The sequence below is a fragment of the Aeribacillus sp. FSL k6-2211 genome, assembly GCF_037966125.1.
In the GTDB taxonomy this organism is placed as follows: Bacteria; Bacillota; Bacilli; order Bacillales; family Aeribacillaceae; genus Aeribacillus; species Aeribacillus composti.
The window spans coordinates 3,410,006-3,435,194 of sequence record NZ_CP150190.1; the positions used below are offsets into that span (position 1 = coordinate 3,410,006).

At 36.8% G+C, this 25,189-nt stretch carries 26 protein-coding genes; 8 read left to right on the forward strand and 18 right to left on the reverse strand.

Translation table 11 applies throughout. The features are described 5' to 3' along the window. Positions 1-196: 196 nt before the first annotated feature. Genes NSU19_RS16505 through NSU19_RS16520 form a run of 4 tightly spaced genes read right to left on the reverse strand, consistent with a single transcriptional unit; the run spans position 197 to position 2,954 of the window. Positions 197-1,900 carry a DUF2326 domain-containing protein gene (locus tag NSU19_RS16505; protein WP_339197435.1) on the reverse strand — a complete coding sequence of 568 codons (1,704 nt, stop codon included), beginning with the start codon at positions 1,898-1,900 and terminating at the stop codon, positions 197-199. Then, on the reverse strand, positions 1,887-2,129 hold the full coding sequence (locus tag NSU19_RS16510) for an ABC-three component system middle component 6 (protein ID WP_095309794.1): 243 nt from the start codon (positions 2,127-2,129) through the stop codon (positions 1,887-1,889). The genes NSU19_RS16505 and NSU19_RS16510 overlap by 14 nt, the downstream gene beginning before the upstream one ends. Continuing rightward, positions 2,126-2,725, reverse strand: a complete 600-nt coding sequence (locus tag NSU19_RS16515; RefSeq protein ID WP_095309797.1) for an ABC-three component system protein — start codon at positions 2,723-2,725, stop codon at positions 2,126-2,128. Before NSU19_RS16515 ends, NSU19_RS16510 begins: the two co-directional genes overlap by 4 nt. Beyond that, positions 2,715-2,954, reverse strand: a complete 240-nt coding sequence (locus NSU19_RS16520; RefSeq protein WP_095309799.1) for a hypothetical protein — start codon at positions 2,952-2,954, stop codon at positions 2,715-2,717. The genes NSU19_RS16515 and NSU19_RS16520 overlap by 11 nt, the downstream gene beginning before the upstream one ends. A gap of 616 nt (positions 2,955-3,570) precedes the next feature. On the opposite strand from NSU19_RS16520, the gene NSU19_RS16525 reads away from it, so the two are divergent. The 3 genes from NSU19_RS16525 to NSU19_RS16535 are packed head-to-tail and all read left to right on the forward strand — an operon-like array spanning position 3,571 to position 4,619. Then, on the forward strand, positions 3,571-3,705 hold the full coding sequence (locus NSU19_RS16525) for a hypothetical protein (RefSeq protein ID WP_263061633.1): 135 nt from the start codon (positions 3,571-3,573) through the stop codon (positions 3,703-3,705). Positions 3,706-3,764: 59 nt separating this feature from the next. Then, positions 3,765-3,935: a hypothetical protein gene (locus tag NSU19_RS16530; protein WP_216408873.1), complete on the forward strand. Its 171-nt coding sequence runs from the start codon at positions 3,765-3,767 to the stop codon at positions 3,933-3,935. 6 nt (positions 3,936-3,941) lie between these two features. After that, positions 3,942-4,619, forward strand: coding sequence for a recombinase family protein (locus NSU19_RS16535; protein WP_339197447.1), 678 nt, complete (start codon positions 3,942-3,944; stop codon positions 4,617-4,619). Between the two features lie 236 nt (positions 4,620-4,855). On the opposite strand, the gene NSU19_RS16540 is transcribed toward NSU19_RS16535, so the two are convergent. From NSU19_RS16540 to NSU19_RS16560, 5 genes are read right to left on the reverse strand one after another with little or no spacing between them, the layout of a single operon-like run. Beyond that, on the reverse strand, positions 4,856-6,433 hold the full coding sequence (locus NSU19_RS16540) for a hypothetical protein (RefSeq protein ID WP_034770137.1): 1,578 nt from the start codon (positions 6,431-6,433) through the stop codon (positions 4,856-4,858). Positions 6,434-6,437: 4 nt separating this feature from the next. Beyond that, positions 6,438-7,121 (reverse strand): ABC transporter ATP-binding protein, encoded by a 684-nt coding sequence (locus tag NSU19_RS16545; RefSeq protein WP_052514553.1) that lies wholly within the window; start codon positions 7,119-7,121, stop codon positions 6,438-6,440. 33 nt (positions 7,122-7,154) lie between these two features. Then, positions 7,155-7,943 (reverse strand): ABC transporter permease, encoded by a 789-nt coding sequence (locus tag NSU19_RS16550; protein WP_034770142.1) that lies wholly within the window; start codon positions 7,941-7,943, stop codon positions 7,155-7,157. Beyond that, positions 7,940-8,845, reverse strand: a complete 906-nt coding sequence (locus tag NSU19_RS16555; protein WP_034770145.1) for an ABC transporter ATP-binding protein — start codon at positions 8,843-8,845, stop codon at positions 7,940-7,942. Before NSU19_RS16555 ends, NSU19_RS16550 begins: the two co-directional genes overlap by 4 nt. Further along, a complete protein-coding gene (locus tag NSU19_RS16560) occupies positions 8,842-9,078 on the reverse strand; it encodes a PLD nuclease N-terminal domain-containing protein (RefSeq protein ID WP_173659802.1) in 237 nt (78 codons plus the stop codon). The genes NSU19_RS16555 and NSU19_RS16560 overlap by 4 nt, the downstream gene beginning before the upstream one ends. Before the next feature lie 100 nt (positions 9,079-9,178). On the opposite strand from NSU19_RS16560, the gene NSU19_RS16565 reads away from it, so the two are divergent. Further along, positions 9,179-9,724 carry a helix-turn-helix domain-containing protein gene (locus tag NSU19_RS16565; protein WP_339197459.1) on the forward strand — a complete coding sequence of 182 codons (546 nt, stop codon included), beginning with the start codon at positions 9,179-9,181 and terminating at the stop codon, positions 9,722-9,724. 644 nt (positions 9,725-10,368) lie between these two features. Beyond that, on the forward strand, positions 10,369-11,247 hold the full coding sequence (locus tag NSU19_RS16570) for an IS982 family transposase (protein ID WP_339196453.1): 879 nt from the start codon (positions 10,369-10,371) through the stop codon (positions 11,245-11,247). Positions 11,248-11,279: 32 nt separating this feature from the next. On the opposite strand, the gene NSU19_RS16575 is transcribed toward NSU19_RS16570, so the two are convergent. The 4 genes from NSU19_RS16575 to NSU19_RS16590 form a co-directional block, all read right to left on the reverse strand. Continuing rightward, positions 11,280-11,987, reverse strand: a complete 708-nt coding sequence (locus NSU19_RS16575; RefSeq protein ID WP_339197462.1) for a lantibiotic protection ABC transporter ATP-binding protein — start codon at positions 11,985-11,987, stop codon at positions 11,280-11,282. Between the two features lie 546 nt (positions 11,988-12,533). After that, positions 12,534-14,099, reverse strand: a complete 1,566-nt coding sequence (locus NSU19_RS16580) for a recombinase family protein (protein WP_339197465.1) — start codon at positions 14,097-14,099, stop codon at positions 12,534-12,536. A gap of 3 nt (positions 14,100-14,102) precedes the next feature. Next, positions 14,103-14,516, reverse strand: a complete 414-nt coding sequence (locus NSU19_RS16585; RefSeq protein ID WP_339197468.1) for a recombinase family protein — start codon at positions 14,514-14,516, stop codon at positions 14,103-14,105. Next, positions 14,517-15,650 (reverse strand): recombinase family protein, encoded by a 1,134-nt coding sequence (locus NSU19_RS16590; RefSeq protein WP_339197470.1) that lies wholly within the window; start codon positions 15,648-15,650, stop codon positions 14,517-14,519. Between the two features lie 47 nt (positions 15,651-15,697). Between NSU19_RS16590 and NSU19_RS16595 the strand changes: the two genes are divergently transcribed. The 3 genes from NSU19_RS16595 to NSU19_RS16605 all read left to right on the forward strand — a co-directional run bounded on the left by NSU19_RS16595 (position 15,698) and on the right by NSU19_RS16605 (position 18,843). Next, a complete protein-coding gene (locus NSU19_RS16595; RefSeq protein ID WP_339197472.1) occupies positions 15,698-17,356 on the forward strand; it encodes a DEAD/DEAH box helicase family protein in 1,659 nt (552 codons plus the stop codon). 63 nt (positions 17,357-17,419) lie between these two features. Continuing rightward, complete coding sequence (locus tag NSU19_RS16600) at positions 17,420-17,917, forward strand: hypothetical protein (protein WP_339197474.1); 498 nt, start codon at positions 17,420-17,422, stop codon at positions 17,915-17,917. A 26-nt stretch (positions 17,918-17,943) separates the two neighbouring features. Continuing rightward, a complete protein-coding gene (locus NSU19_RS16605) occupies positions 17,944-18,843 on the forward strand; it encodes a GIY-YIG nuclease family protein (RefSeq protein WP_339197476.1) in 900 nt (299 codons plus the stop codon). Positions 18,844-19,054: 211 nt separating this feature from the next. On the opposite strand, the gene rlmD is transcribed toward NSU19_RS16605, so the two are convergent. The 5 genes from rlmD to NSU19_RS16630 all read right to left on the reverse strand — a co-directional run bounded on the left by rlmD (position 19,055) and on the right by NSU19_RS16630 (position 25,172). Continuing rightward, positions 19,055-20,449 carry a 23S rRNA (uracil(1939)-C(5))-methyltransferase RlmD gene (gene rlmD / locus NSU19_RS16610; protein WP_339197478.1) on the reverse strand — a complete coding sequence of 465 codons (1,395 nt, stop codon included), beginning with the start codon at positions 20,447-20,449 and terminating at the stop codon, positions 19,055-19,057. Then, positions 20,446-21,336, reverse strand: a complete 891-nt coding sequence (locus tag NSU19_RS16615) for a DNA-3-methyladenine glycosylase (RefSeq protein ID WP_339197481.1) — start codon at positions 21,334-21,336, stop codon at positions 20,446-20,448. The genes rlmD and NSU19_RS16615 overlap by 4 nt, the downstream gene beginning before the upstream one ends. 59 nt (positions 21,337-21,395) lie before the next feature. Beyond that, entirely contained in the window at positions 21,396-22,193 is a 798-nt protein-coding gene (gene pdaA / locus NSU19_RS16620; protein ID WP_232515601.1) for a delta-lactam-biosynthetic de-N-acetylase, read from the reverse strand. A gap of 123 nt (positions 22,194-22,316) precedes the next feature. After that, positions 22,317-23,861, reverse strand: coding sequence for a fumarate hydratase (locus NSU19_RS16625; RefSeq protein WP_327863747.1), 1,545 nt, complete (start codon positions 23,859-23,861; stop codon positions 22,317-22,319). Between the two features lie 147 nt (positions 23,862-24,008). Then, complete coding sequence (locus NSU19_RS16630) at positions 24,009-25,172, reverse strand: pyridoxal phosphate-dependent aminotransferase (protein ID WP_339197483.1); 1,164 nt, start codon at positions 25,170-25,172, stop codon at positions 24,009-24,011. Positions 25,173-25,189: the final 17 nt, after the last annotated feature.

The following is a 25,189-nucleotide window of genomic DNA, read 5'->3' on the forward strand; positions in this document are numbered from 1 at the left end:
TTACCTTCTATTAAGAATAAGTTGTGGGATACACTTCAGTGGCCTTGAAGGTACCCATAGTAATAAATAAATGTGGCAATGTTTGCTGTTAAGTCAAAATCTTAGCTCTTTCCAATTTAAATTATTTTTATCAAATAAAATAATTTCTAAAAGTAAATCTTAAAAATCCCAAGTAAATTACATATATTCTTACTGTTTATATTCTAAAAAATTTATCGCTCTGCGATAGCTCAATTATCTTTGATTTTTCGATTATATCATCATGAATTCCTTTTACTCTTTCCCTTAATATAGGAAAAATTAATTGCCCATCTATTTCATTTGATAGCTCTATAATTGTATCCAATTGATTTATATGTGTATTTTCAAGTTGGTCATAAATTAAAAATCGAGGTGATACAATCCCTTTTGATTTAGCATATGTTAGGTAAGCCATATCAAAGGCAATTATTAACCCTCTCTTGTTACCAGTCCCGATATTTCCCATTAAATTACCTATGCTAAAAGGTCTTCCACCTTTTTTATCTCTCCATTTACTATCATAGTAAAGAATATATTTTTCTCCATACAATTTATCGGAATATTCTTTAAATACATCATTAAACTCTTTCAATGGTAATAAATGGTCATCGTCTTGAGTATCCGAGTTAATTCTTTCCAACTCTTTATTAATCGTTTCGAATTCAGTCTTTAAACCTTCTTGGATCTCCTTTGCCTTTAATAACTCACCTTTCTTAATATTCAAGTTTTCTATTTCAACGTTAATATTATTTAATTCTTTTAATAAGCCTTCATCTATTAGTTCAATACTTTGGGATTTTTTTAATTCAATTAGATCTGCTTGCTCTTTTTTAAGTGTTTCCAACTTAGCTTCTGCTTTTTTAAGCTGTTTTTCGACAAACTTACTACGGTTTTCAACCATTTGATTATGGAAATTCAGTACATCTTCAAATTGCTTATTTAATTTATCATTAAATGCCTTCGCATCTAAATATATTTGTTTAATAATATCTATATCTATATTTGATTTACTTTCATTTATCATGGTTAAGCTTTTCTTAATCGTATTTCTCTCAAATTCTATTAATTTTATTTCACTTAGTAAATTATCTAATTTACTATTTATCTCACTATTTTTTTCTAATTCATTTTTATATAACTCTAAGTAATCAATTTGATTTCTTTTCTCCAATAAATCTTGTATTTCTGATTCTATGTACATCAACCCTTGTTCTATTTGATCTAAAGATGGAATACTTGGATCATTTTGGTAAATAGTTGATTTGGCTTCTAATTTTGCTAGCTGTTCCTCTAATTTTTGCCTTTCACTAATAATACTCTCATCATTTATACCTAACAAAAATAAGTAAATGGCTTCGTATACAATGTAACTTGTTGATGTTAAATAATATATTATGTTATTAAGTTGGATTTCATCTGTTCTAACAAACTTCGAAATTAACTGTCTAAAAGTTGGTTTGTCTTCCTTAGAATTAAAAAGAAGTTCTTTTAAAAAACTCTCATATTCACTTTCTTTTACCCTTTCATTATTAATTAATCTTGGACCCCTTTTATAGAGGCTCCTAGTAAAGCTATAAATTTTACCATTATGAATTATTTCTAGAGTAGCCTGAACTTTGTTTTCCTCTAATAAATTTTTTAACTTTATATTTTCTCCTTGAGCATCTCTATTTTTATATAGCTTAGTTAAACTACTAGAATTTAGACAAATATCAATAATATGTATGACTGTCGACTTACCAACACTATTCCCCGAATCTTGTTTAACTTCTGTTGTATTATCTACAATTAGATTTAAACCATTAATTTTAAAATCAATTTGTCTAATTATTTCTATATGTGGAACTGTTTTATAAACTTCTAATTTATTTAACCGCAATTTCAATATCCCCTTCGTCAGATAATTTTATTGCATCTAGTAAATATAACCAATCCAATGTATATAATATTTGGTTAATTGATAATGAAGGGAAAGAATTATTTACTAATGAGATCAAATATTCTAGATTTATTGTAGAATTTTTTTGCTTCTTTATAACATCTAAAAATACAGCGCCCAAATAATATATATTACTATGAGGTTTAACATCACTTCTAATGATAATCATATTTTCTTTTCTGGCCTTTCTAAAATTTTACATTCACCTAACGCATAACAAACAAAAATATTTAAACATATAACGAGATCTTGTTCATTAAACGCTTCACCATCATAAGAATTTACAATTCTACTTTTTATTTTATCTTGGACCTTTTTAATAATATTGTCTGCATTTTTTCTGATTAATTTCTTTAGCTCCTCAAGCGGATTCTCAAATTTGCTACATTGATCCATATATTCTAATTTAATTCCTCTATATATTTCATTAATGTCCGTTAATATTTTTTTCTTCGAATTCTCGTCAATATGACGTAAAGATTCGAAAGAACTTTCACAAATAGGATAATAAATATAATATTCTTCTATAATCTCCCTGTATAAAATGATATCGTTGTAATCAATTTTTTCTTCAATTGTATAAGGTTGGGTATTAAGGATTTCAGTTTCCCTATCCAACGTGGAGTTTTGATATAAGTTAGTCAATACTTCTATAAATTTTGGTAAAAGGGAAGGTATGCGCTTTCTTTTTTCTATATTTAAATGAATACCACCATTAACAGTATTAGCAATAATACCACTATTGGAATCAAAATTATTTTCCAATATGAACTCCTCCGTTTACTTCTTGCGCCATTACTCCTGAATTTGTTCCTCTATTAGTAATAGTAGTTTTATTCTGCTCTAAATTCTGAACCATACTTAAAGTTTCCAGTTTAATATTGTTTATCTCATTTCTTATTTCTTTACATTTTCTAACTTGAATAAATGCTATAATAGTTGATATTACTGTCGCTACCATGGCAATTAGACTTATAATTGTATTAATATCCATATTTGTTATCACTCCTTTTTATTAATAGATCCGATGATTAATGTTGCTTACCTATAAGGAAATTCATCATTTGAGGATTAGTTACTAACTAGGAAAAATTCCTATATGTGAACACAATATCCCAAGTCTTCATAAACATTCTTCCGAACAAGTTAATGTTTTATTATTATTTTACAACAATTCACAAGTTTATCCAATATTCAACAAATTTTTTAGAGTTAAATTACGTTATTTCCAATATTTTTGGATAAAATATTAAATGTTAGTGCAATTTGTAGTTCAGACATGGAAGAAATGCTCCTTCTTTTTTTATTAAACTTTTTACCATTTACTCTTCAAATGGCGAATAATGAAGCTATAATGTTTTCTGATTAACCGATTTGTTCAAAAGTAAATAAAAGTAACCATAATAAGCGAAAACCGCGGTTATATGATGCTATCTTTCAGTGATAGTATCATGTGCCGCGTTTTTTATTGGAGGGATATTCTATAAGTAAACAAGAAAGCCAAAAGCAATTTTTCAAAAAGATTTTAGATAGCTGTGAAAAGGTTGGAATCTCTAAAACCGTCATTGAACGATTTATCTTGTTCTATGGAAAGGAGGTTTCCGAGAACAATGTCAAACCTGCTCGATCTGCTGAAAGAGTTAGGGGTTCCCATTAAGACAAAAGTGTTCATTGAATCACCGAAACAAACAAATTACGAATATCAATTGCAAATGGATTTAGATTTGGATAAACACATCAAGTAGTTTAAAACCTTTTCCTTCCGTCAATCCTTATAAAAAAGGCTTTGACGGGAGGAGTAATTATGTCTCGAAAAGATATAGTAAAAGTTTCATTTAATGAAGATTTACAAGAGGAATCTTATTATTTTATGAAACGGCTAATTGAAAAAGTTTTAATCGATCAGCTTGAATTACAGCCAAAAATGAAGGGTTTCCTTCTTGAAGAAAGTAATAAAATTGTAGAAAAGGAGTAGACTCTCATGGAATCACACCAATATTATGAACCCAATAAATACTATGAAGATTTTATTGCGGTTTATAGCAGGGTAAGTACAGCTCAGCAGGACATTCAAAAGCAGATTCTACTTGCTGAATCTTATATTCATAATAATCGGATTGATTTAGATAAAGTGATTTGGTTAAAAGATGATAATGTTTCAGCCAATAAATTAGCCATTGAGGATCGGCCAGATTTACAAAAGTTACGATTACTTATTCAACAGAAAAAAGTAAAAACAGTCATTGTATACAGTCGTGATCGTTTAGCTCGAAATTTTTATGAATACGTTGCAATAGTTAAAGAGTTTTATAAATACGGTATCAAGGTGATTTTTACATCAACGAAACAACCACCGTTCTCTCCTAAACTGTCGATCGAAGCACTATACGGAATTTTCGCACAAGTCGAGGGCCAGAATATTTCCGGTAGAAGAAAGGATACTATGAAACAATTTCCTTCTTCTATATTTGGATATAAACGGATTGGAAAAAGAAAGGATGTTAAGTATATCCCGAATCCAGAAGTGGTTAATGAATTAAAATCTTTTTTCTATGAAGTGGCTGAAACCAATGAAGCAGATGATTTGTTCAATATTATAATGAAATACAAAAAGATATTAAAAAACAAAAGGTACGAGGATTTATTAAGTTTGCTCTAGCAACAATTTCGGAAGACTGGGACATAACATAATCGAAAGAATAAAATCCGAACAATCTACATTGGGTCAGTCGAATCCACCTGTTTTATTAGTTTAGTTCATAACTCTCAGGTCTTCAGTAATTAAAAAAGAAATAGTGGGTAAAATCATACACCGATGATCTTACCCACCACTCTGAATGAAGCAAAGCCGAATAGTCGCTTCAAATGTCGGAAATCGTTGACTCTTAACAATAATTATATTAAAACCTTTTTTAACCGATTGAGCAATAAAACAATTGTAATTACAACCATCAGCAAAACAATAACAGTCGCCAATAGCGATTGGACATTCAACCAAATTAGCCCAAAATGAATGGCAGCAATAATAAGTAAGATGGGCAATCCATAAATCAAGCTAATTAATACATTCGTGTTAGATTTCGCAGCTACGGATGGATTTTCCCACTCCGTCAGTGGATTTCTCATGTCATAGACTGGAGTTAACAAGTTATAGCAAATAATCAATCCAGAAATAATCATGAACAGTAACAAATGTTCGACTTCCCAAAACCCAAAAATTGCAAACAGAAGAAAACTTAGAAGCAAAGCAATAATACCCATTGTTGATGAAATGATCACCTTGGAAAAATATACGAGATTAGAATCAAGTGGAGTACACTTTAATAAATAATGGTATTTCCCTTCTCTGGAATAAGGTGTTCCACTTACATTATTCATACAACAAAAAAATAAGACGAGATATGAAAAATAAATATCAAATGTTTCGTCTTTCGTGACGTTCAAAAAATCCGGCAATGCATCAAAATGCAATAACGTCAGTAAAATAGCTGAGATAATTGGTGCTAATAAAACCCCAAGTAATACTTGCATTTTAAAGTATGCCTCAGATTGAATCACCCATATTTCCCTTTGCAAATAATTACTCCATTTATTTTTAGAAATATAAACTCTTGAACCTTTCCATTGTGATTTATTATTTTCCAATAAGGCATTTTTAAAATAATTGACGGAAATGTTTTCAATTGTAAAATATGAAAGCAAAAGAGTGGTTATAATTAATACTACATAAACCAGAATTAAATGTAGGCTGACTTTATTTGATACAAAGAATTCAACGATCGAGTCTATCCAAGGCATTAAACTAGCAGTTTCAAAAAGCTGGATCAGTATATATTTTGCAGCATTTATGAATCCATCTTTGTAAGTATGATTCAAAAGACCTGATTCTATTACAAAATATGCTATAAATATAATAGGGATTAGCAACATGGTAACAACATTCAACAGTAAATAAGAAACTCTACTTTTAAATTTTGCATAAAACCTATGGATACAAGATAGGACGAATAACAAAAACATGGCAATTAATCCAATAAGGACTGGTAAAAATATGATTAACTTAAGCGCTTCAATAAACTTAAAATCAATGAGTAAAAATCCTATAGTCGGCAGCTGGAGGATCATCGTCAAGAAGATTGGTACAAATAGACTACTCACTACTTTAGCTGTTGAAATTTTTCTATATGATAAGGGTAGAGATGCTAACATCTTAAATTCACTAAATGCAAAAGCTTGTGTTGTCGATAAATAACAAGTCAAAATATAAACTAGAAGGATCGAGAAAGCCAAGTTATAAAAAATTAATAGTTGAGAATCCATAAAGTAATAAACCAGGAAATTTATGACAGTCAGTTGGAATAAAACATAAATTATCGCAATAATTAATACTACCTGTTGAATCTGCTGCTTTGGTTTCTTGTAAAAGGAAGAAATAAAAAACTTAGTTAACTGGAATTGAAGGTTTTCTTTCATAAACTTACGCCTCCATGAATATTGATTCCAATGATTTACTACCTGTTATATTCTTTATCTCATCATGTAGAATAATTTTGCCTCCTTTTAAAATGGCAACCGTAGTACAAATTTTTTCCGCGATATCCAAAAGATGTGTTGAAAAGATTACAGTTCCCCCCTGATCGACATAGGATTTTATTAAATCCTTAAAAACAACCACTGCATTAGGATCAAGACCATTTAATGGCTCATCCATAATAATGATTGGTGGATTAATTGTAAAGGCTGCAATCAGAGACATTTTATGCAACATCCCATAAGAGTAGGTTCCAATGGGTTTATCAATGGATTCCTGCATTTGGAATACTTGTACATACTCCTCTAACTTATTATTTTCTTCTATTTCATACAAATTCATTAAAAAATGTATCCAGTCTAATCCTGAAACATTTTTAAACACATTTACAGTATCCGGTATGAAAAAATATTGCTTTTTATAATCTAATCCTGCTGTTTGGTTTAACCCATTAATTTCCACTACTCCACTCTCATAATCCAACATACCGGTAATGATATTTAATGTGGTTGTTTTCCCAGCACCATTTGCCCCGACAAAACCTAAAATTTCCCCTTTTTTAACATTCAAGTTCACACCTTTTAAAACCTGCTTTTCCGAATAACTCTTTTTTAAATTGGAAATATTCAACAAATGAATCACCCTTTCCTTACTTTAAACGGATTAATCAATATTATATTTTTTATTAGCAATCCACATCTTCGCGAAATTCATTACGATTGCTGACAATAATAAAGTTATCAATACACTCCATACAACACTCATATCGATATCAGCAAAAACCAGAGCTTCCTTCGCATATTCACTCATACTCGCTGGATTCAAACGATCAAGCAAAGGGTTAAGGCCGACGATCATTCTAATTCCTAAAAGAACAGCAATAGAAATTAATGCTATAACACCTTGGCTGTTAAAGAAAGTACTAACCATAGTTGTAAATGATACAACAAATAAAACCCACAACAAATAAAATAATAATGCAACTATTAAACTGGTAAAAGGTATACTTGTAAACAAGAAATTGGTGTATATATAAGAAACAACATACCCCAATGCTACACTGCCAGCAACGAACATATAGTTGGAAAAAATTTTACTACTAATATAAGATTCGACTTTAACTGGTCTTGTCAGAATAAAACCTAGCATTCCATTTGCTTTATCTGATTGTACCACTCCCATCATTGAGATAACGATGATGATGACACCAAGTTGATCGAACTGCGATTCCAATGTACTGGCAAGTATTTCATTCCCCGCTATATCTTTCATACTTGAATCAATGATAATCCCCTGGCCTCCACCAAACGCTTCTAATATATAGGGTAAATAATAGGTTACAACTGGTTGTGTGATTCCCAAAAATATAAAAGCTAATGGTAGCCATACAATTTTAAGTTCTCTTATGAACTGTAAGGTTTCCTTTTTAGTTAAGATTGCAAATTGCTTCACTTTTCCACCACCATTTTTAAGAATATTTCTTCAAGTGTGTCATTAGCTATTTCAAATTTAACGATATCAACATGGTGTTTTAATGCATTTTCCAATAACATCCTTTTGTTTACTTTAATGTTTTCTACCTCTACTTTTAATTTATTTCCTGTCAACTCAACATCTTTCACATAATCCAAATTCTTGATGTGTTCAATCCAATCCTCACGATCATTAGATAATTCAATACGTATTTTATTTTGACTATTTCTATTCAATAATCCTATCATAGTTGTATCTTCTATTTTTTTACCGTTTTTCACGATGACAAGTCGCTCACAGATTTCTTCCACGTCTCCTAAAATATGAGAAGATAATAAAATGGTTGTATCTTTCTTTATTTCATCGATAATGTTCAACACTTCTCTGCGGCCTATCGGATCCAATGCTGAAACAGGTTCATCCATCAATATTAAAGAGGGTTTATGTAACAGTGCTTGTGCTATGCCTAATCGCTGTTTCATTCCACCAGAAAATGTACTGACCCTTGAATTCTCTTCTCCACTTAAACCCACTTTTGATAAAATTTTCGGAATAGAAGTTTTCAATTCTTTTTTATCAAGACCGGATAACTGTCCCATAAAGAAAAGCGTTTCAGTTGCAGTCATCCATTGAAAAAAATTCGGATATTGTGGCAAGTAACCAATTTGTTTTTTCATGTCAGATATTTTTTTTCCATCCAATAATACTTCACCCGAAGTGGGATTCATAATATCCGAGATGATCTTAATCAACGTGGTTTTCCCTGCTCCATTTGGTCCAATTAATCCTACACATTCCCCAGAGTTGATAGCTATTGAAAAATCATTGACAGCAATTTTCTCATTAAATTTTTTAGTGACGTTTTTAACTTCCAATTTCATCGTTTGTCACTATCCTTTCTCCCTATAATAAAGTAAAGTATGGGTCCTAGTGGAATAACTAAAATGATAACAATGGTCCATACAAGTACATTTTTTCTCCTACTTTTGTTTCGGTATAGATCCACTAATGCAAAGATGATGAACAACAAAATGATTACGATGATTGGCAATATCACTGGAGAAAGAATGTCGAAATCCATATTATTTAGGTCAAGATTCGGTTTTATTTTAATCACCTCCACTAATTATCGTTATTGATAATGATAACATGGTTAAAAGTGAATTGCAATAATTATTTTCATTATTTATAATGATAATGAAAGAGGTGATAAGATGGATAATAAAATGGAGATTCTAATGCATCCCGTAAGAATGAAAATTTGTCTTGCTTTAATGGGGAATAAAGAGAATGGCCTAACTCCTCTGGAGATGGTAAAAGTCATAAAAGATGTACCACAAGCAACATTGTATAGACACATACAATCTATGGTGGAGGCTGATGTCATTCAAGTGTTAAAGGAAAAAAAGGTTAAATCAGTGACTGAAAAGTATTATGTGTTAAATGAAGATTATGCAACATTGGATAAGAATGAGTGGGGAAAGGTCTCTGCAAAGGAGAAGCTTGATTATATATCTTATTATCAATTATTTCTTTTATCCAAATATCAGCTTTATCTACAAAAGCTGGAAGGGGAAAATCGTACGGACGATAATTCTACATTTTCTGTAGTGGAATTTCAATTGGATGAAGAACATTTCACACAGTTCCAAAATGAATTAAACAAACTGGTAACTAAATATTACCACGCTTCCAGTAAGAAAAAGGAAAAAAGTACCCCTACCCAAACCATCGGTATTACTATTATTCCGGATAGTTAAATACCTTGTTACGGTGCCATAAACCGCACGTTGTGGCGAGGGTCAAAGGTTCTTGTTTAAGGATTTCATATAACTAAATTTCAAATCCACACTTGAAATATAAGGACACCTTTTTTATAGATAAATTTTAAAAGGTGTCCGTTTTTGTGCACTTAAACATTGGTGAGTCTGAAATATATTTTTGTACATCTAATCGAGACGCATGGATGATATGTCAACATTAAACCAAACAATAAAGAAAAGGACAAAGAAATAATTGCACCATTACATATAAATTAGAACGTACTTAATAACGTCAATAAATATGACAGCATTAATATTTATTTTTTTCTATTTTTTCTTCATTAGGACACACATGAAAAACTCATTTATATTTTCAGTAATTGGTGGCCTGTTAAAGACAATGTTGAAAATATACATTTCATATCCCTTTACAACATCTAAATCCCAAAATTCCTCTTCAGGTTCTAGTTCAAGTGTAGAAAGATTCAGGAGTATATCAATTACATAGGCTTGATACAAAAAATAATTATATAAAGATAACCTGTGGTGCTAGATAAAGATCACAGGATATAAAAATAGCCCTTGCATGGAAAATTCCTTTAAAATGAAAGTGCTACCAAACATTTAAAAGGAGAAGTCCCATGCAAGAGCACTTTCATTTTACAACAGACGAAGCGAAAATTCAAAAACAATATGCAGCGATTTTGTTCTTTGTATCTGGACAATTGTCTTTGATTCAGATGTATTTACAACGCCGAAATCACCATTTGTTGAAGCAAGAAGATGAAGTCATCATCGCCGTCCATGTTCTTGGAAAGTTGTTAGGTTTTACATCCGAACGAGCTTGGCACCGATTTGTGATCGGAAACTTATTTTCGAAAGATTTATTTCCTGAACGTTCTCGATATAACCGCCGTTGTCGAAATCTTGGCTTTGCCGTCAAATGGATACGATATCAACTAGCCAAACGTGGGCAACATCACGCTTATGCGGTAGTGGATAGCTTACCTATTGAACTCTGCCACCACGCACGAATGTATCGCGTCAAACGGTTTCAAGGAATCGCAGATATCGGGTATTGTGCATCCAAAAAGATGGCTTACTATGGGTTTAAGCTTCATCTCCAGATCACTGACCAAGCGCTTCCGATGGGATATGTCGTCACCGAAGCATCCTGTCACGACCGGACAGCTGCGGAAACCGTGATGGCCCAACTTCCTCATCCGTATACACTTGGTGACAAAGGATATGTGAGCCAAGACTTGCAAAAGAAGCTGTATGATGAATACAAGATCACTTTTTGGACGCCCGTTCGGAAAAACCAGAAAATCCATCAATCGAAAGCATGGAAACGATGGATGAAACGAAAACGCAAAATCGTCGAAACCGCGTTCTCGGTTTTAGTGGATTCATTTCGGATCACGAAAATTCGCGCCAATTCGATCTCTGGATTTGAAACGGCGCTTGATGCCATTTTGTTGGCCTATTCGCTCGTTGTTCTTGGGCTAGTTGAGCGTTGACGCTCAACTAGCACCATGGGTAATACATCATGTTAATCACCCGCCTTTTTGCTGTTTGCAACAACCTGCATAAACAGTGATTCCAAATCTTCTCCGGGGTTTATTTTAGCTTCGTAGCCCAATATCCCATTGCTGATAATGCCAATATGATCGGCAATCAGTTCCACTTCAGAGAGAATATGACTTGACAGGAGCACCGTGATTCCCTGTTCAGGAAAAGACCTGATGAGCCCTCTCAGATCCTGAATGCCGATTGGATCCAGGCCATTGGTCGGTTCATCCAGGATCAGCAGTTTCGGATGGTTCAGTAATGCAATTGCAATGCCAAGACGCTGCTTCATTCCCATAGAAAACTGTCCAACACATTTTTTTCCTGTATTCGTCAAATCAACAATTTTCAGGACCTCGTCGATTCGGTCATCTGGTAACCCCAAAAGAAGTGTGCGAACCTTCAGATTTTCCCTTGCGGTCAGATTCTCATAAAGTGGAGGAGCTTCAATCAGAGCACCTATATCTGTAAGGTCGTTCCGGCTCCATGGGTGTCCTTCAAATATTATTTTTCCCGAAGTCGGATGGAGCATCCCAGCAATCATCTTTAAGGTGGTCGATTTCCCTGCTCCGTTCGGCCCCAGTAAACCATAAATAGAATTTTTCATTACAGACAGCGATATGTTGTTGACTACACGTTGCTTTTTAAAGTCTTTACATAAGTCTTTTGTTTGCAAAATATACGAATTCATAGACATCTTCCTTTCTTTTGTTTGATATTTACTATAAAGAAGAAGTTTAAAGAATCCTTAAAGAGATCAAAATTTTTTTGCCCTAAAAATAGAACGGTCTACACTCAGAGATCATTGAAAAAGTCCACTTCATAAGCAAAAGGAGTCTACCGCCTACTATATATAGGCAGTGGACTCCTTTCTGTTTTTCAACATATTGATAAAGTATGTGTTATTTTATAAAAAAACAATCACTTTTTCAGTGCCCTCCTACACCTATGCGGTCTTTTTACAAGCAGGCAGTTCAATGCTGTAATAGCCACTTTTGTCAGATACATTATTAGATACAATTCTTAACTTTTATATCTGCAATCAGCCCCCTAAATTTCCTTCAAAAATCCTTTCATTCAATCGATAATATCATCATTCTTATCTTCTGTTGGTTTATTGCTTTTTTGTGAACCTTTTTTAATGTAAGATTATATAATATCCTTAGAGTCTACAAAGCTTATATTTTCGGATGAGTTGCTGAGGATAACTTGTGCATCTATGAACTCACCCATATATTCATACATCTATTTTAACACCAGACTTAAACTCAATAGTAAGCCTATCATCATGCACCGTTACCTTTTCTATAATTCGCCTTACCAATTGCTCATCATATTCCTCCTGCTCGCAGGACTGCTCATTCAAGAAATCAGTCATTTCAGCGATTCGTTGCCTTTTTCCTTCACGCTCTGCATTCTCAACCAGTGCATTTTGCTTCTGCTCCCGCAAACGGTATATCTCTTCCGCCACTTCCTCATAATCTGTTTTGGAATTGGCAAGCCGCAAAAGTTCGTTTTGCAGTTCTTCCAGCTTGGCGTCAATATCAACGGTAACTTTGTCGTGTTCTTCATTTAAAACTGTCTCGATATTGGCCTGTAAAGTGGAGAGAAAGGTATCCTTACTGGCCAGCAACTCATTGATGGCTTTTACAACTGCTCCCTGTAGCACTTCCTCATTAACTGTAGGGGATGTGCAATCAGACCCTTTTTCCTCAAGGCGGCTGACGCATCGCCAGACAATAGACCTGCAACCTCGATTGTTCCAGTGGACTCTTCTATATATATCACCACATTCTGAGCAGTAGACAATGCTGGACAGAGCATACTTACTGCTATAAACCCGCTTCTTACCATTCTTTCCAGTATAAAGGTTAGCTCGCCTTACCAGTTCTTCTTGCACCTGCATAAAAAGTTCTCGTGGAATGATAGGCTCATGGCTGTTTTCTACATAATACTGTGGAACGATGCTGTTATTCTTGACTCGCTTTTTAGAAAGGAAATCAACCGTATAAGTTTTTTGTAAAAGGGCATCACCAATGTACTTTTCATTCTGAAGTATTTTTTTCAGTGTTTCTGGTCTCCATTTTGCTTTTCCTGCTGCTGTAAGAATACCGTCTGCTTCTAGTCCTCTAGCTATTTGTAATAGGCTAGCCCCTTCAAGGTACTCTCTGTAAATCCGTTTAACAACCTCAGCACCCTTTGGGTCAATCACTAGTTGCTTGTTTTCATCTTTGGTGTATCCTAGGAAACGCTTATGGTTGACTTGAATTTCACCTTGCTGATAGCGATATTGAATACCTAGCTTTACGTTTTGGCTTAAGGACTGGCTTTCCTGTTGGGCAAGGGATGCCATAATGGTCAGCATGATTTCGCCCTTAGAATCCATGGTGTTAATATTCTCTTTTTCAAAGAATACAGCGATGTTTTTATCCTTTAACTGACGGATGTATTTAAGGCAATCCAACGTGTTTCTAGCAAATCGGCTAATGGATTTTGTAATGATCATGTCAATATTTCCAGCCATGCACTCTTCAATCATGCGGTTGAATTCTTCACGCTTTTTTGTATTTGTGCCTGTGATACCGTCATCCGCAAAAATCCCTGCCAATTCCCATTCCTTGTTCCTCTTAATATAGTTTGTATAATGCTCAATCTGAATGTCATAGCTTGAAGCCTGCTCCTCACTATCCGTTGAAACACGGCAGTAAGCAGCCACTCGTATTTTGGGTTTGCTTTCACTACTTTTATTATTTCCGACTCGTTTAATTGCCGGATTCACTGTTACATTCCTACTAACTGCCAATAGTTACACCTCACTTTCTATCAAACTGTAGGCATATTCTGCCTGCTTGTATAGGTCTTCATATTTTTGCACCAGAGGTTTTGCTTTGAACTTTACAGGATAATCCTTTTCTGGTGCATCTTTAGGTTCCCATATCCTTCCGAGCTTTTCTGCTCGTTTTCGTTTTTCCACCGCGGCTTTTTCAAAGGTCTCCTCATCAATAATTGGAGGGTAGAATTCATCTCCAAGGTAGCGCTTATTCTGTAACATCTTTCCTGCAGTGGCATGGTAGCAGTCTATCCCAGCTTTTATAGCAGCATTCTTCAAGGAAAGTCCTGCCAAGTAACCTGAAAATAATTCTTTTACTTGTTCTGCTGCTATATCGTCCACAACAGCCTTTCCGTCTTCAATTCTATACCCAAAGGGTGTGTGACCCATCTAATTCACCAACCTTTCCTTCAGTGTGATTCCACATTTTAATACAAACCCAACTACCTCCCGTGAAAATACAATAATCTTCTCTACATAATTTTCAAACAGCTCATCCTCATAGGCTGTGAGCATTTTGGACTTAGTCGTAAACTTAAGCAGTCGGTCAACTTCCTCTACTTTTGTAAAATTTCCGTTGACAGAATGGGTAAATTGTTCCTTTTCCGCAAAAAGACTTTCTCTTTCTGCTTCCAATGAATTCTTTTCTTTATTAAACAGAGCAGGTTCCAGATATCCTTTGGCCATTAAGCCCGTCAGCATCTGACTTTGCTCAATGTTGTTTTCAATCTTGGTTTCCAACTCTTCGATTCTACGAAAACTCTCTGCATTATTCTGGCTGCGTAACCCATTCAAAAGTGGCCTTAATATGAACTTGTGACCAAAAATGAGTTTATTCATCATCGTAACAAATGCAGTCTTTATATCTTCATCTCGTATGAACTGCATGGAACATTCCGTTATTTGGCTTATATGCTTACTACAGCACCAAGCAATGTACTTTCTTCTTCCAGATGAATGAATCCGTCTTTTATAGGTACTGCCACATTCCGAGCAAATAATCTTACCTGAAAAAGAATATCGGTTTAGATATTTACTATTGCGCTTTTCGATTCCTTTTTCCTTTGCCCTCTGATTGAGAATAGCTTCCACAGCTTCAAAATCTTCATGGCTGATAATCGCCTCATGATGATTTTCTACTAGATACATATTTTTCTCACCGTAATTGGTGTGCCTGTTAAAACGGCTGTCAGTATAGGTCTTTTGCAAAATAACATCGCCAGTATATTTTTCATTGGTCAAGATTCCACGAATGGTAGTAGCCGTCCAACGACCACCTCTTTTTGAAGGGATACCCTTTCGATTAAGATCATCTGCAATTTTCTGTGTACCTTTGCCTGATAATACTTCTGCAAAAATATACTTCGATCTCACTAGATAGCTTCTTATCAACATGGTACGGCTTCTATTTTTACAGCCCTTAGAAATAACACCAATCGTTCCAGGATGCTCAAGTACACCTCCCGGAGCTGCTCCATTTAAGCTCCAAACCATGCACCGCTTACCTTTTAGGTAATCAATCAATAGGCTGATACTTCATCCCTTCCTCAAGCACTGCCACACGATGTGCTTTGGAAACCAGTTTTTCGGAAAAAGTAGACCAGGAAACAAAAAAGAAAACATACACGCAGATTTTCCCACGTTACCATCAACTGTCTGCTGTTGAAAGCCTTCTTACAGATGTACGCCACAATGGTGTTGGCCAGAGATACCTAATACAACACAGTGCCGGTAGTGGAAAATCAAATTCTATTGCATGGCTGGCCCATCAACTCGTAGGACTCGAAAAGAATGGCAAAGCCATCATTGACTCTGTGGTAGTTGTTACAGACCGTGTAATACTTGATAAACAAATTCGGGATACGATAAAACAGTTTATGCAGGTTTCTAGCACAGTAGCATGGGCAGAACACTCTGATGATTTAAGGAAAGCAATCAATGGCGGTAAGAAGATTATAATAACTACTGTACATAAGTTCCCTATTATTCTTGATAGCATTGGCTCAGAACACAAAGGGCGCTCTTTCGCCATAATTATTGACGAGGCCCATTCATCACAAAGCGGTAACATGTCGGCTAAGATGAATATTGTATTATCAGGTGAAGTTACTGGAGAAGAGGAAGATTTTGAAGATAAAATCAACCGTATTATGGAAGGGCGCAAAATGCTGAAGAACGCCAGCTATTTTGCATTTACCGCTACTCCTAAAAACAAAACCCTTGAAATGTTTGGTATCCCATACCAAGACGGAGATGAAATTAAACATCGTCCGTTCCATGTATATACAATGAAGCAAGCAATTCAAGAAGGTTTTATTTTAGATGTACTTAAATACTATACCCCTGTAGACAGTTATTACAGGCTTGCTAAAACCATTGAAGATGATCCTTTATTTGACAAGAAAAAAGCACAAAAGAAACTCCGTCAATTTGTAGAAAGTAATAAGTTTGCCATATCACAAAAAGCAGAAATCATGGTGAACCACTTTCATGATCAGGTTATTTCAAAAGGGAAAATCGGAGGAAAAGCACGAGCTATGGTGGTTACGAGTAGTATAGAGCGCTGTATCGAATACTATTACGCAATTAATAAATGCCTTGCTGACAGGCGTAGTCCTTATAAAGCTATTATTGCTTTTTCCGGGGAAAAAGAATATGGTGGTAAAACTTTAACCTCTGCAGCAATTAATGGCTTCCCAGATAATACAATTGAGAAGGTGTTCCGTAAGGATCCATATCGATTTCTTATAGTGGCTGATATGTTCCAAACGGGTTATGATGAACCACTACTCCATACAATGTACGTTGATAAAATGCTATCTGATATAAAGGCTGTTCAGACTCTATCTCGGCTGAACCGCTCTCATCCGCAGAAACATGATACTTTTGTACTTGATTTTGCAAATAAAACAGAGACCATTGAAGCAGCATTCTCAAAATATTATCGGACAACTATTCTGTCTAATGAAACTGATCCGAACAAGCTTTATGATCTCATAGCAATTATGGAAGCCCATCAAGTATACGAAAATGGGCATGTTGATTCGCTTGTTGAACTTTACTTAAATGGTGCAGATCGCGATAGGTTAGATCCTATCCTCGATGCATGTACTGCTATTTACAAAGAGCTTGATGACGAAGGGAAAATTGAATTCAAAAGTGCAGCAAAAGCATTTGTTCGAACATACGGCTTTCTTGGAGCTATTCTTCCTTACGGTAATGCAGAATAGGAAAAGCTATTAATATTTTTAAATTTATTAATACCTAAACTTCCTTCTCCCAAAGAAGATGATTTGTCTCAAGGAATACTAGATTCAATTGATTTAGATAGTTACCGAGTCGAAGCTCGTGATTCTATGTCTCTTGTATTAGATGATGCTGACGCTGAGATTGGCCCTGTACCTGCTGGTCGTGTAGGCGGCATAGTGGAGCCAGAAATGGATTTGCTTTCTAGCATTCTTTCATCATTTAATGACTTGTTCGGCAATATAGACTGGAACGATGCTGATAATGTTCGCCGCCAAATTCTAGAAATACCAGGAATGGTTACAAAAGACGAGCGTTATATTAACGCAATGAAAAATTCAGACAAGCAAAATGCGCGTATGGAAAGTGAACGTGCCCTTCAGTCTGTTATATTTAGTATAATGGCGGATAATATGGAGTTATTTAAGCAGTTTAATGATAATCCTTCGTTTAAGAAATGGCTGTCGGATCTTGTTTTCAATTTAACGTATAACCCTGAAGGAAAGCCATTTGAAACTCCTTCCAATGATTCAAATAACAAATAAGCTGTTACGGAGGGAGGTAAAGGATTATGGCTAAACGAGGAAAAAGTATAAATCTGTTTTTGATGGATGGCACACCAAATGGGAGAATAAAGTGTACTTTGGCTAATTGGACTGGCGTTGCTTACAAGATACCTCGCACTGAACTAGATAAATGCAAAGGACGCGAAGATTTATCCCAGAGCGGCGTTTACTTTTTATTTGGCACTTCAGATCAAACAGATGACAATATGGTATATATTGGGCAAGCCGGTGTTCGGAAAAACGGAGAGGGTCTTCTTTGTCGGTTAATAGAACACAAGCGAAATCCAGATAAGGATTATTGGACAGAAGCTGTTGTATTTACTACGTCCAATAACTCCTTTGGTCCCACAGAGATAAGTTATCTTGAGAATCGTTTTTGTGGGCTTGCAGTAGAGGCAAACCGGTATGTGGTTAAGAACGGAAACGACCCTACTCCAGGAAATATAACCGAGGAAAAAGAAAGTGAGCTCGAAGAATTCATTGATTACGCTAAAATTATAATGGGTGCTCTTGGGCATAAATTATTCGAACCACTGACAGATAAACCTAAACCAGCTAATACAGTAGAATCTGCTGAAGAGGAATTACTTCTCTTTATGAAGCGAAAAAGTCGTAAGAGCGGACAAGTAATTGAAGCAAGCTGTAAGCAAACGAACGAAGGTTTTGTCGTCTTACAAGGCAGTCATATTGAAACGATAGATTCTGAAAGTATTCCGTCTGGAATTAAAGACCGCAGACAAAAAGCCAAAATAGATGAAAATGGCATACTTCAAGAAAATATCTTATTCCGTAGTCCATCATATGCTGCTGCTTTTGTCATTGGCGGCCACGTAAATGGACTGGTAGAATGGAAAACTAAAGACGGGGTATCATTGAAAGAAATAGAAAACAGTGAAGAAAATTAAGCAGAAGTTTACATCTATCCTGTCTCCTCAACCCCTACAAAAATAAGCGTTATCTAACCTGTCAACTCAACCCTATTACTTTCAGGGCAGTTGATATGTTCCCGCAAACAATAAAAAATGAGGGTCTCCAGATATTGTCACCTCCGGCAAAGTAGCCTACAGAAAAGTTCAATATCTGGAAACCCTTTATTTATAGGCATTTACAGCCCTTCTATTTATCAACCCTTGACATCAATACCACGCACTCCACATGCGCCGTATGAGGGAACATGTCGACGGGCTGGATGTATTCGACTTTGTACAAGCTGGAAAGAAATTGAATGTCTTTTGCCAGGGTGGACGGATTGCATGAGACGTAAACGAATCGTTTTGGCTTCACTTTTTTGATTGTTTTGAGAAACGCTCGGTCGCAGCCGGTGCGGGGAGGATCGACGACGACAACATCTGGGCGCCAGCCTTCTTTTGCCCATTTTGGCATCCATGTTTCTGCTTTGCCTGTGACATATGTTGCATTTTTGATCCCGTGTTTTTCGGCGTTTTTTTTCGCGTCGCGGATGGATTCTTCAATGACATCCATTCCTCTGATTTCTGCTGCATCCTTTGCCAGCCACAAGCCGATCGTGCCGACGCCGCAATAGGCATCAACGATTTTTTCGCTTCCTGTTAAACCTGCTGCTTTTTTGACTTCGTCATAAAGTTTGACCGTTTGCACCGGGTTAAGCTGGAAAAAAGCGCGGGCGGATAGTTCAAAGGAAAGGTCGCCCAATGTTTCTTGGATGACTTCTTCACCTTTTAACAAAACCGTTTTGTCGCCGAAAATCAGCGATGTTTTGCTTCCATTTATATTTTGCATGACTGATTTTACTTCCGGCGCGCGCTTCATGATCTCCGCTGCAATCAGTTCTTTTCGCGGCAATTCTTCCGTTTTTGTAATGAGGACGACTTGCACATGGTTCGTCTGAACTCCGGCGCGTACGACGATTGTGCGAACGATGCCCGTCCGTTTTCGCTCATGGTAAATCGGGATGTGAAAATCCTCCAGTACTTGTTTTACCGTTTGGGTAATTTTATCTGTCAGCGGGTGCTGGACCATGCAAGAGTGAATTGGAACAAGCTTGTGTGAATTCGCACCATACAGGCCTGCTATCACTTGCTGTTTTTCATTTCCGAGCTGAAATTGACTTTTATTGCGGTAATGCCAAGGGTCGTCCATACCGATTGTCGGACGGATGTCGAGGGCGTCAACCTCGAGGTTCGTATGGCGCTCAAGCGCTTGAATGACAATGTCCCGTTTGGCAGCAAGCTGCTGTTCATATTGCAAATGCTGCAATTGGCAGCCTCCGCATCGGTCATAATAGATGCAGGGCGGTTTCACACGATGAGGGGATTTTTTCCGTATTTTTTTAATAACGGCTTCTGCATAATTTGGTTGAATATTCTCTGCTTGAACGACCACTTCTTCCCCGGGCAAAGCTCCCGGGACAAAGACGACTTGTTTCTTAAAATACCCAACACCTTCTCCGTTAATGCCAAGCCGCTTAATGGTCAGCGGAAATTGCTGTCCCTTTTGAATCGTCACAGATGCCGATCTATTTTTTATCTTCATTTCGCTTCTCCCCGTCTCTTTTCGATGCTTCGCCATAAATAAAAAGCTGCATAGCTTAAATAAGGAGCCCACTCGCGGCTGTAGTTTTCCATTTCTTCTTTTGTCGGTTTCTTTTCCAGTTGAAAATAATGCTTGATCGCATTTTGCAAGCCGATATCAGCAGCAGGAAACAGATTCGGCCTGCCCAGCCCAAATAAAAGAAAATTTTGCACCGTCCACGGGCCGATGCCGCGCACTTGAACCAATTTTTTCATAATGTCATCATCGCTCCATTCATGGAAGGCCTGAATCGGCAGTGCTCCTTCTGCAATCAGTCTGGAGGTATCAATAACATATTCCGCTTTTCTCATGCTGAATTTCAGCGCCCGCAAATTCTCATAATTCAATTTGGCTACTGTTTCTGGTTTGGGATAAAACCATACATTATCTACTTGAAAACCAAAAGTTTGCACAAAAGCGGTCGTCAACTGATAGGCAAATGATAAATTTAATTGCTGATGAATAATGCATTTCATTAAACAAGCATACGGATGAAAATCTAACACGAGCGGCGTCCCTTCATGCTCTTGAAAAAGCGGAGCAAGGTTGGTTTGCAGGAAATGATCTTGAATGGTTTTAAGCGAATTCTTCCATTGAAATATGCGTGTCAGCTCATGGATGGCTCGTTCTTTTTGTTCATCCTGTTCCCCTGATATTTCAAATACTGGGTTTTCCTTCGATCCGATTGCTTTTACAGCGGCAACAAAAGGTTCTTCTTTTTCACTATAAAGAGGAACAAGGACGGTTCGCTTGTGCACGTCCACCTTGTTCAACGGATCAAGTGAAAGGCGCTCTAACACGCGGTCGAAGTCATACGGCGGCGCCGCTTTTATCGTCACATTCCACATGTTTTTACCGACCTTTATCGTATTTTTTCGGAGCTATTATATCACATAATCCGCTTCTATTAATAAAGAAATGGACTTTCAAACATTTTCTCCATCACTAGATCGTCTAAACTTTTAAAAGTATAGCCTTGCTGTTTTAAAGTTTTAATCGCTTCATCAAGCGCATCAGCGTTGTCTTTTGATACGGTGTGCAGCAAAATGATCGCGCCCGGATGAATTTGATTGATAATGTTGTCGTATGCATATCGCCAGCCTTTTTGTTCATTCACCTTCCAGTCGACAAATGCAAGCGACCAAAAAATATTGCGATAACCGTATTTTTCGGACAATGCAAGTGTGCGTTCGCTAAAAATGCCCCTTGGCGGTCTCACATATACTGTTCCATCTTGGCCTGTAAGCTCCTTTACTTTGTCGCTGACGGCATCAAGCTCCTTCTTTATTTTATCAGCACTTATTGTCGTCATATCAGGGTGGCTCCATGAATGATTGCCGACAATATGCCCTTCTTTCACCATTCTCTTTACAAGATCAGGGGCTGTTTTTAAATAATGGCCTGTTACAAAAAACGTCGCATGTACATCGTGCTTTTTCAGTACGTCCAAAATTTTCGATGTATAGCCGTTTTCATAGCCATTATCAAACGTTAAATAAATCTCTTTTTTGCTGGGATCTCCTAAATAAAACGCTCCATATTTATTTAAAAGTTCATTCCATTCTTTCCCGGCATCAGGAGGCTGATGATTATTGTTTTTTTGAAAACCCCAATGAATCGGGTGATTGCTGACAGCAGCAGAGGCGCAGCTAAAAAAAGAAAAAAATAACAAGACAGAGCAATATAAAATCCGGAAATAATTCAAGCTGTGAATCTCCTTTCCATTATTTTTACTATTAGTCTTTATCCGTTTTTAGGAATTATGCTCCATCTTGATTTCAAAAAAATACCATAGCCAATCATCTGGCTATGGCATTGAGTTTAATATTTAGCTAAATACCGGCTCTTTAAATTGAGAAAGCTTTTCTAATGACGATTTTTCAATGTCTTCATGCAGGCTGTTGCCGTGTGAATCCATTGTGACAACGGCCGTGAAGTCTTTTACGCGCAAATGCCACATAGCTTCTGGAATTCCAAACTCCAGCAAGTCAACACCTTCAACCGCTTCGATGCAATCCGCATAATATTGAGCAGCACCGCCAATCGCATTCAAGTATACTCCGCCATGCTCTTTTAAAGCTTGCAGCGTTTTTTGCCCCATGCCGCCTTTGCCCATTACCGCACGGATGCCAAATTTTTTCATAATATCCCCTTGATAAGGCTCTTCGCGAATGGAAGTGGTCGGCCCAGCCGCTTTCACTTCCCAATTGCCGTTTTCATCTTTTAACATGACAGGTCCACAGTGGTAAATAATTTGACCGTTTAAATCAACCGGCGCATCATGATCCATTAAATATTTATGGATGGCATCCCTTCCTGTGTAAATGATTCCGTTGATGCGAACAACGTCGCCGACTTTCAGCTCGCGGATTTGTTCTTCTGTAATTGGCGCTTGCAGCGTGATGACACGTCTTTCAGAGTCCGTTGATGCTGCATGTTCTTCTTGTGCAGCATTTTCTTGAAAATCAACATCTTCTCCATCTTGATAAAGCCATTTTATGATTTCACCCGTATTTGGATCGATATGCACACCTAAACGGCGGAATGCCCAGCAGTTGTATGCAACAGAAACAAAAAAGCTTGCAGGGATTCTGTGCATTGCGCCGACTTTGCAGCCTAATAAAGTGGTTTCCCCGCCAAATCCCATCGTTCCGATGCCAAGCTTGTTCGCATTTTCCATAATATATTCTTCCAATTGGCGCAATTCTTCGTTCGGATTTACGTCATCGACTTCGCGGAATAATTGTTCTTTCGCTAAATCGTACCCCGCTGAACGGTCTCCGCCAATTCCAACTCCAATGAATCCTGCGCTGCATCCTTGGCCCTGTGCTTGATATACCGCATGCAAAATACATTTGCGGATTCCATCCAAATCTCTGCCGGCTCTTCCCAATCCTTCTAGTTCGCACGGCAGGCTGTATTGAATATTTTTGTTTTCGCAGCCGCCGCCTTTTAATATTAAGCGAACATCCATATAATCTTTTTCCCATTGTTCAAATTTTACGACTGGAAGCCCTTCGCCCAAGTTATCGCCGGAATTTTCTCCAGTGAGTGAATCGACCGAGTTCGGGCGAAGCTTCCCGTCCTTCGTCGCTTGAGCGATCGCTTTTTTTATTGTTTCCTTTATTTGAATTTGATTGATACCGACTGGCACTTTAATTTTAAATGTCGGCAATCCGGTATCTTGGCAGATCGGCGATACATTTTCATCTGCCATTTTAATATTTTCGGTTATCGTGGCAAGCGACATCGCAGCTCTTGTACCAGCATTTTCACGCTGCTTCGCCTTCAAAATAGCGCGGCGGACATCCTTCGGCAATTTTGTAGACGTTTCCACAATTAATTGATACATACTCTCATATAATTTTTCCATCCCGCTTATCCCCCTTACATTCAGTCAAAAGACTCCCACTTAACACAATTTTTATTATACTTCTTTTAATTTTGATTGGAAAGGCATTCACGTGCTGATCATTTTTTTAGGGGGATAAGGAGAGTGTTTCAACATTCATTGCAGCAGTTAAAAAAGGTTCAGCTTGCGAATTCTATCAACCGCTTCTAAAAGCCTGCTCTCATCAACTAATAAACCAACGCGTATGTATCCTTCTCCATATTGCCCGAAGCCGTTTCCTGGCGCAACGGCGACATCTGCTTTTTCAAGCAAATAATCGGCAAACTCTTCGCTAGTAAAACCTTTCGGTACAGGGAGCCAGGCAAAAAATGATCCTTTCGGAGCTTGGGCGTTCCAGCCAATTTGCCGAATAGCATTGATAAACGTATTTCGCCGTTTTTCATAAAGGGAGACAAGCTCCTCTACACACGACTGATCGCCTGTTAATGCGGCAGCTGCTGCTAATTGTATTGCTGGAAAAAGGCTGCAATATAAGTGATCTTGAATAAGATTAATACTTTCAATGATATTCTGGTTCCCTACAGCAAATCCAACGCGCCAGCCGGCCATATTGTAGGTTTTCGACAATGTGTACATTTCAATGCCGATGTCCTTAGCTCCTTCCGCTTCAAGAAGGCTGGTCGGTTTTTTGCCGTCAAAGCCGATCGCACCGTACGCAAAATCATGGACAACGGAAATTCGATGCTTCTTTGCAAACGTAACCGTTTCCTCAAAAAACTTAAGATCGGCCGTTGCTCCTGTCGGATTGTTCGGGTAGTTTAAATACATCAATTTTGCCGCTTCTTTATCCTCCAACGAAATGGCGTTGTAATCAGGTAAAAACTGATTTTCTGCCAACAGCGGGAACGTTTTAAATTGAGCCCCGGCTAAAACAACGCCTGATAAATAGTCTGGATAACCCGGGTCGGGCAATAGCATTAGATCTCCTTCATTTAATAGGCACATCGGCAATTCAACAAGTCCAGTTTTCGTACCGAATAAAATCGCCACTTCTTTTTCTGGATCTATATCGACTCCGTATTGTTTCTTATAATATTCACTAGCCGCATGTTTTAGCTCGATCAGACCTGAAAATGGTGAATATCTATGTGTTTTCGGGTCTTCTGCTGCGGTTTGCAGCGCTTTGACGATATGCGGGGGAGTCGGCTGGTCAGGATTTCCTTGTCCTAAATTAATAATATCTCTTCCTTCGGCTACAGCGTTATTCACTTTTTTCACAAGGGCAGAGAAAAATTGTGTTGGAAGCTTTTTTAAACGTTCTGAAATCTCCACTCTAATCCACCTTTTTT

Bases quoted from the DNA above. Each gene is read 5' to 3' on its own strand.
- rlmD (WP_339197478.1), bottom strand. From the start codon at position 20,449: ATGAAGATAAAAAATAGATCGGCATCTGTGACGATTCAAAAGGGACAG.
- NSU19_RS16510 (WP_095309794.1), bottom strand. From the start codon at position 2,129: ATGATTATCATTAGAAGTGATGTTAAACCTCATAGTAATATATATTAT.
- NSU19_RS16615 (WP_339197481.1), bottom strand. From the start codon at position 21,336: ATGTGGAATGTGACGATAAAAGCGGCGCCGCCGTATGACTTCGACCGC.
- NSU19_RS16525 (WP_263061633.1), top strand. From the start codon at position 3,571: ATGTCAAACCTGCTCGATCTGCTGAAAGAGTTAGGGGTTCCCATTAAG.
- NSU19_RS16605 (WP_339197476.1), top strand. From the start codon at position 17,944: ATGGCTAAACGAGGAAAAAGTATAAATCTGTTTTTGATGGATGGCACA.
- NSU19_RS16585 (WP_339197468.1), bottom strand. From the start codon at position 14,516: ATGGGTCACACACCCTTTGGGTATAGAATTGAAGACGGAAAGGCTGTT.
- NSU19_RS16540 (WP_034770137.1), bottom strand. From the start codon at position 6,433: ATGAAAGAAAACCTTCAATTCCAGTTAACTAAGTTTTTTATTTCTTCC.
- NSU19_RS16530 (WP_216408873.1), top strand. From the start codon at position 3,765: ATGTCTCGAAAAGATATAGTAAAAGTTTCATTTAATGAAGATTTACAA.
- NSU19_RS16570 (WP_339196453.1), top strand. From the start codon at position 10,369: ATGCAAGAGCACTTTCATTTTACAACAGACGAAGCGAAAATTCAAAAA.
- NSU19_RS16555 (WP_034770145.1), bottom strand. From the start codon at position 8,845: ATGAAATTGGAAGTTAAAAACGTCACTAAAAAATTTAATGAGAAAATT.
- NSU19_RS16535 (WP_339197447.1), top strand. From the start codon at position 3,942: ATGGAATCACACCAATATTATGAACCCAATAAATACTATGAAGATTTT.
- NSU19_RS16565 (WP_339197459.1), top strand. From the start codon at position 9,179: ATGGATAATAAAATGGAGATTCTAATGCATCCCGTAAGAATGAAAATT.
- NSU19_RS16575 (WP_339197462.1), bottom strand. From the start codon at position 11,987: ATGAATTCGTATATTTTGCAAACAAAAGACTTATGTAAAGACTTTAAA.
- NSU19_RS16625 (WP_327863747.1), bottom strand. From the start codon at position 23,861: ATGGAAAAATTATATGAGAGTATGTATCAATTAATTGTGGAAACGTCT.
- NSU19_RS16520 (WP_095309799.1), bottom strand. From the start codon at position 2,954: ATGGATATTAATACAATTATAAGTCTAATTGCCATGGTAGCGACAGTA.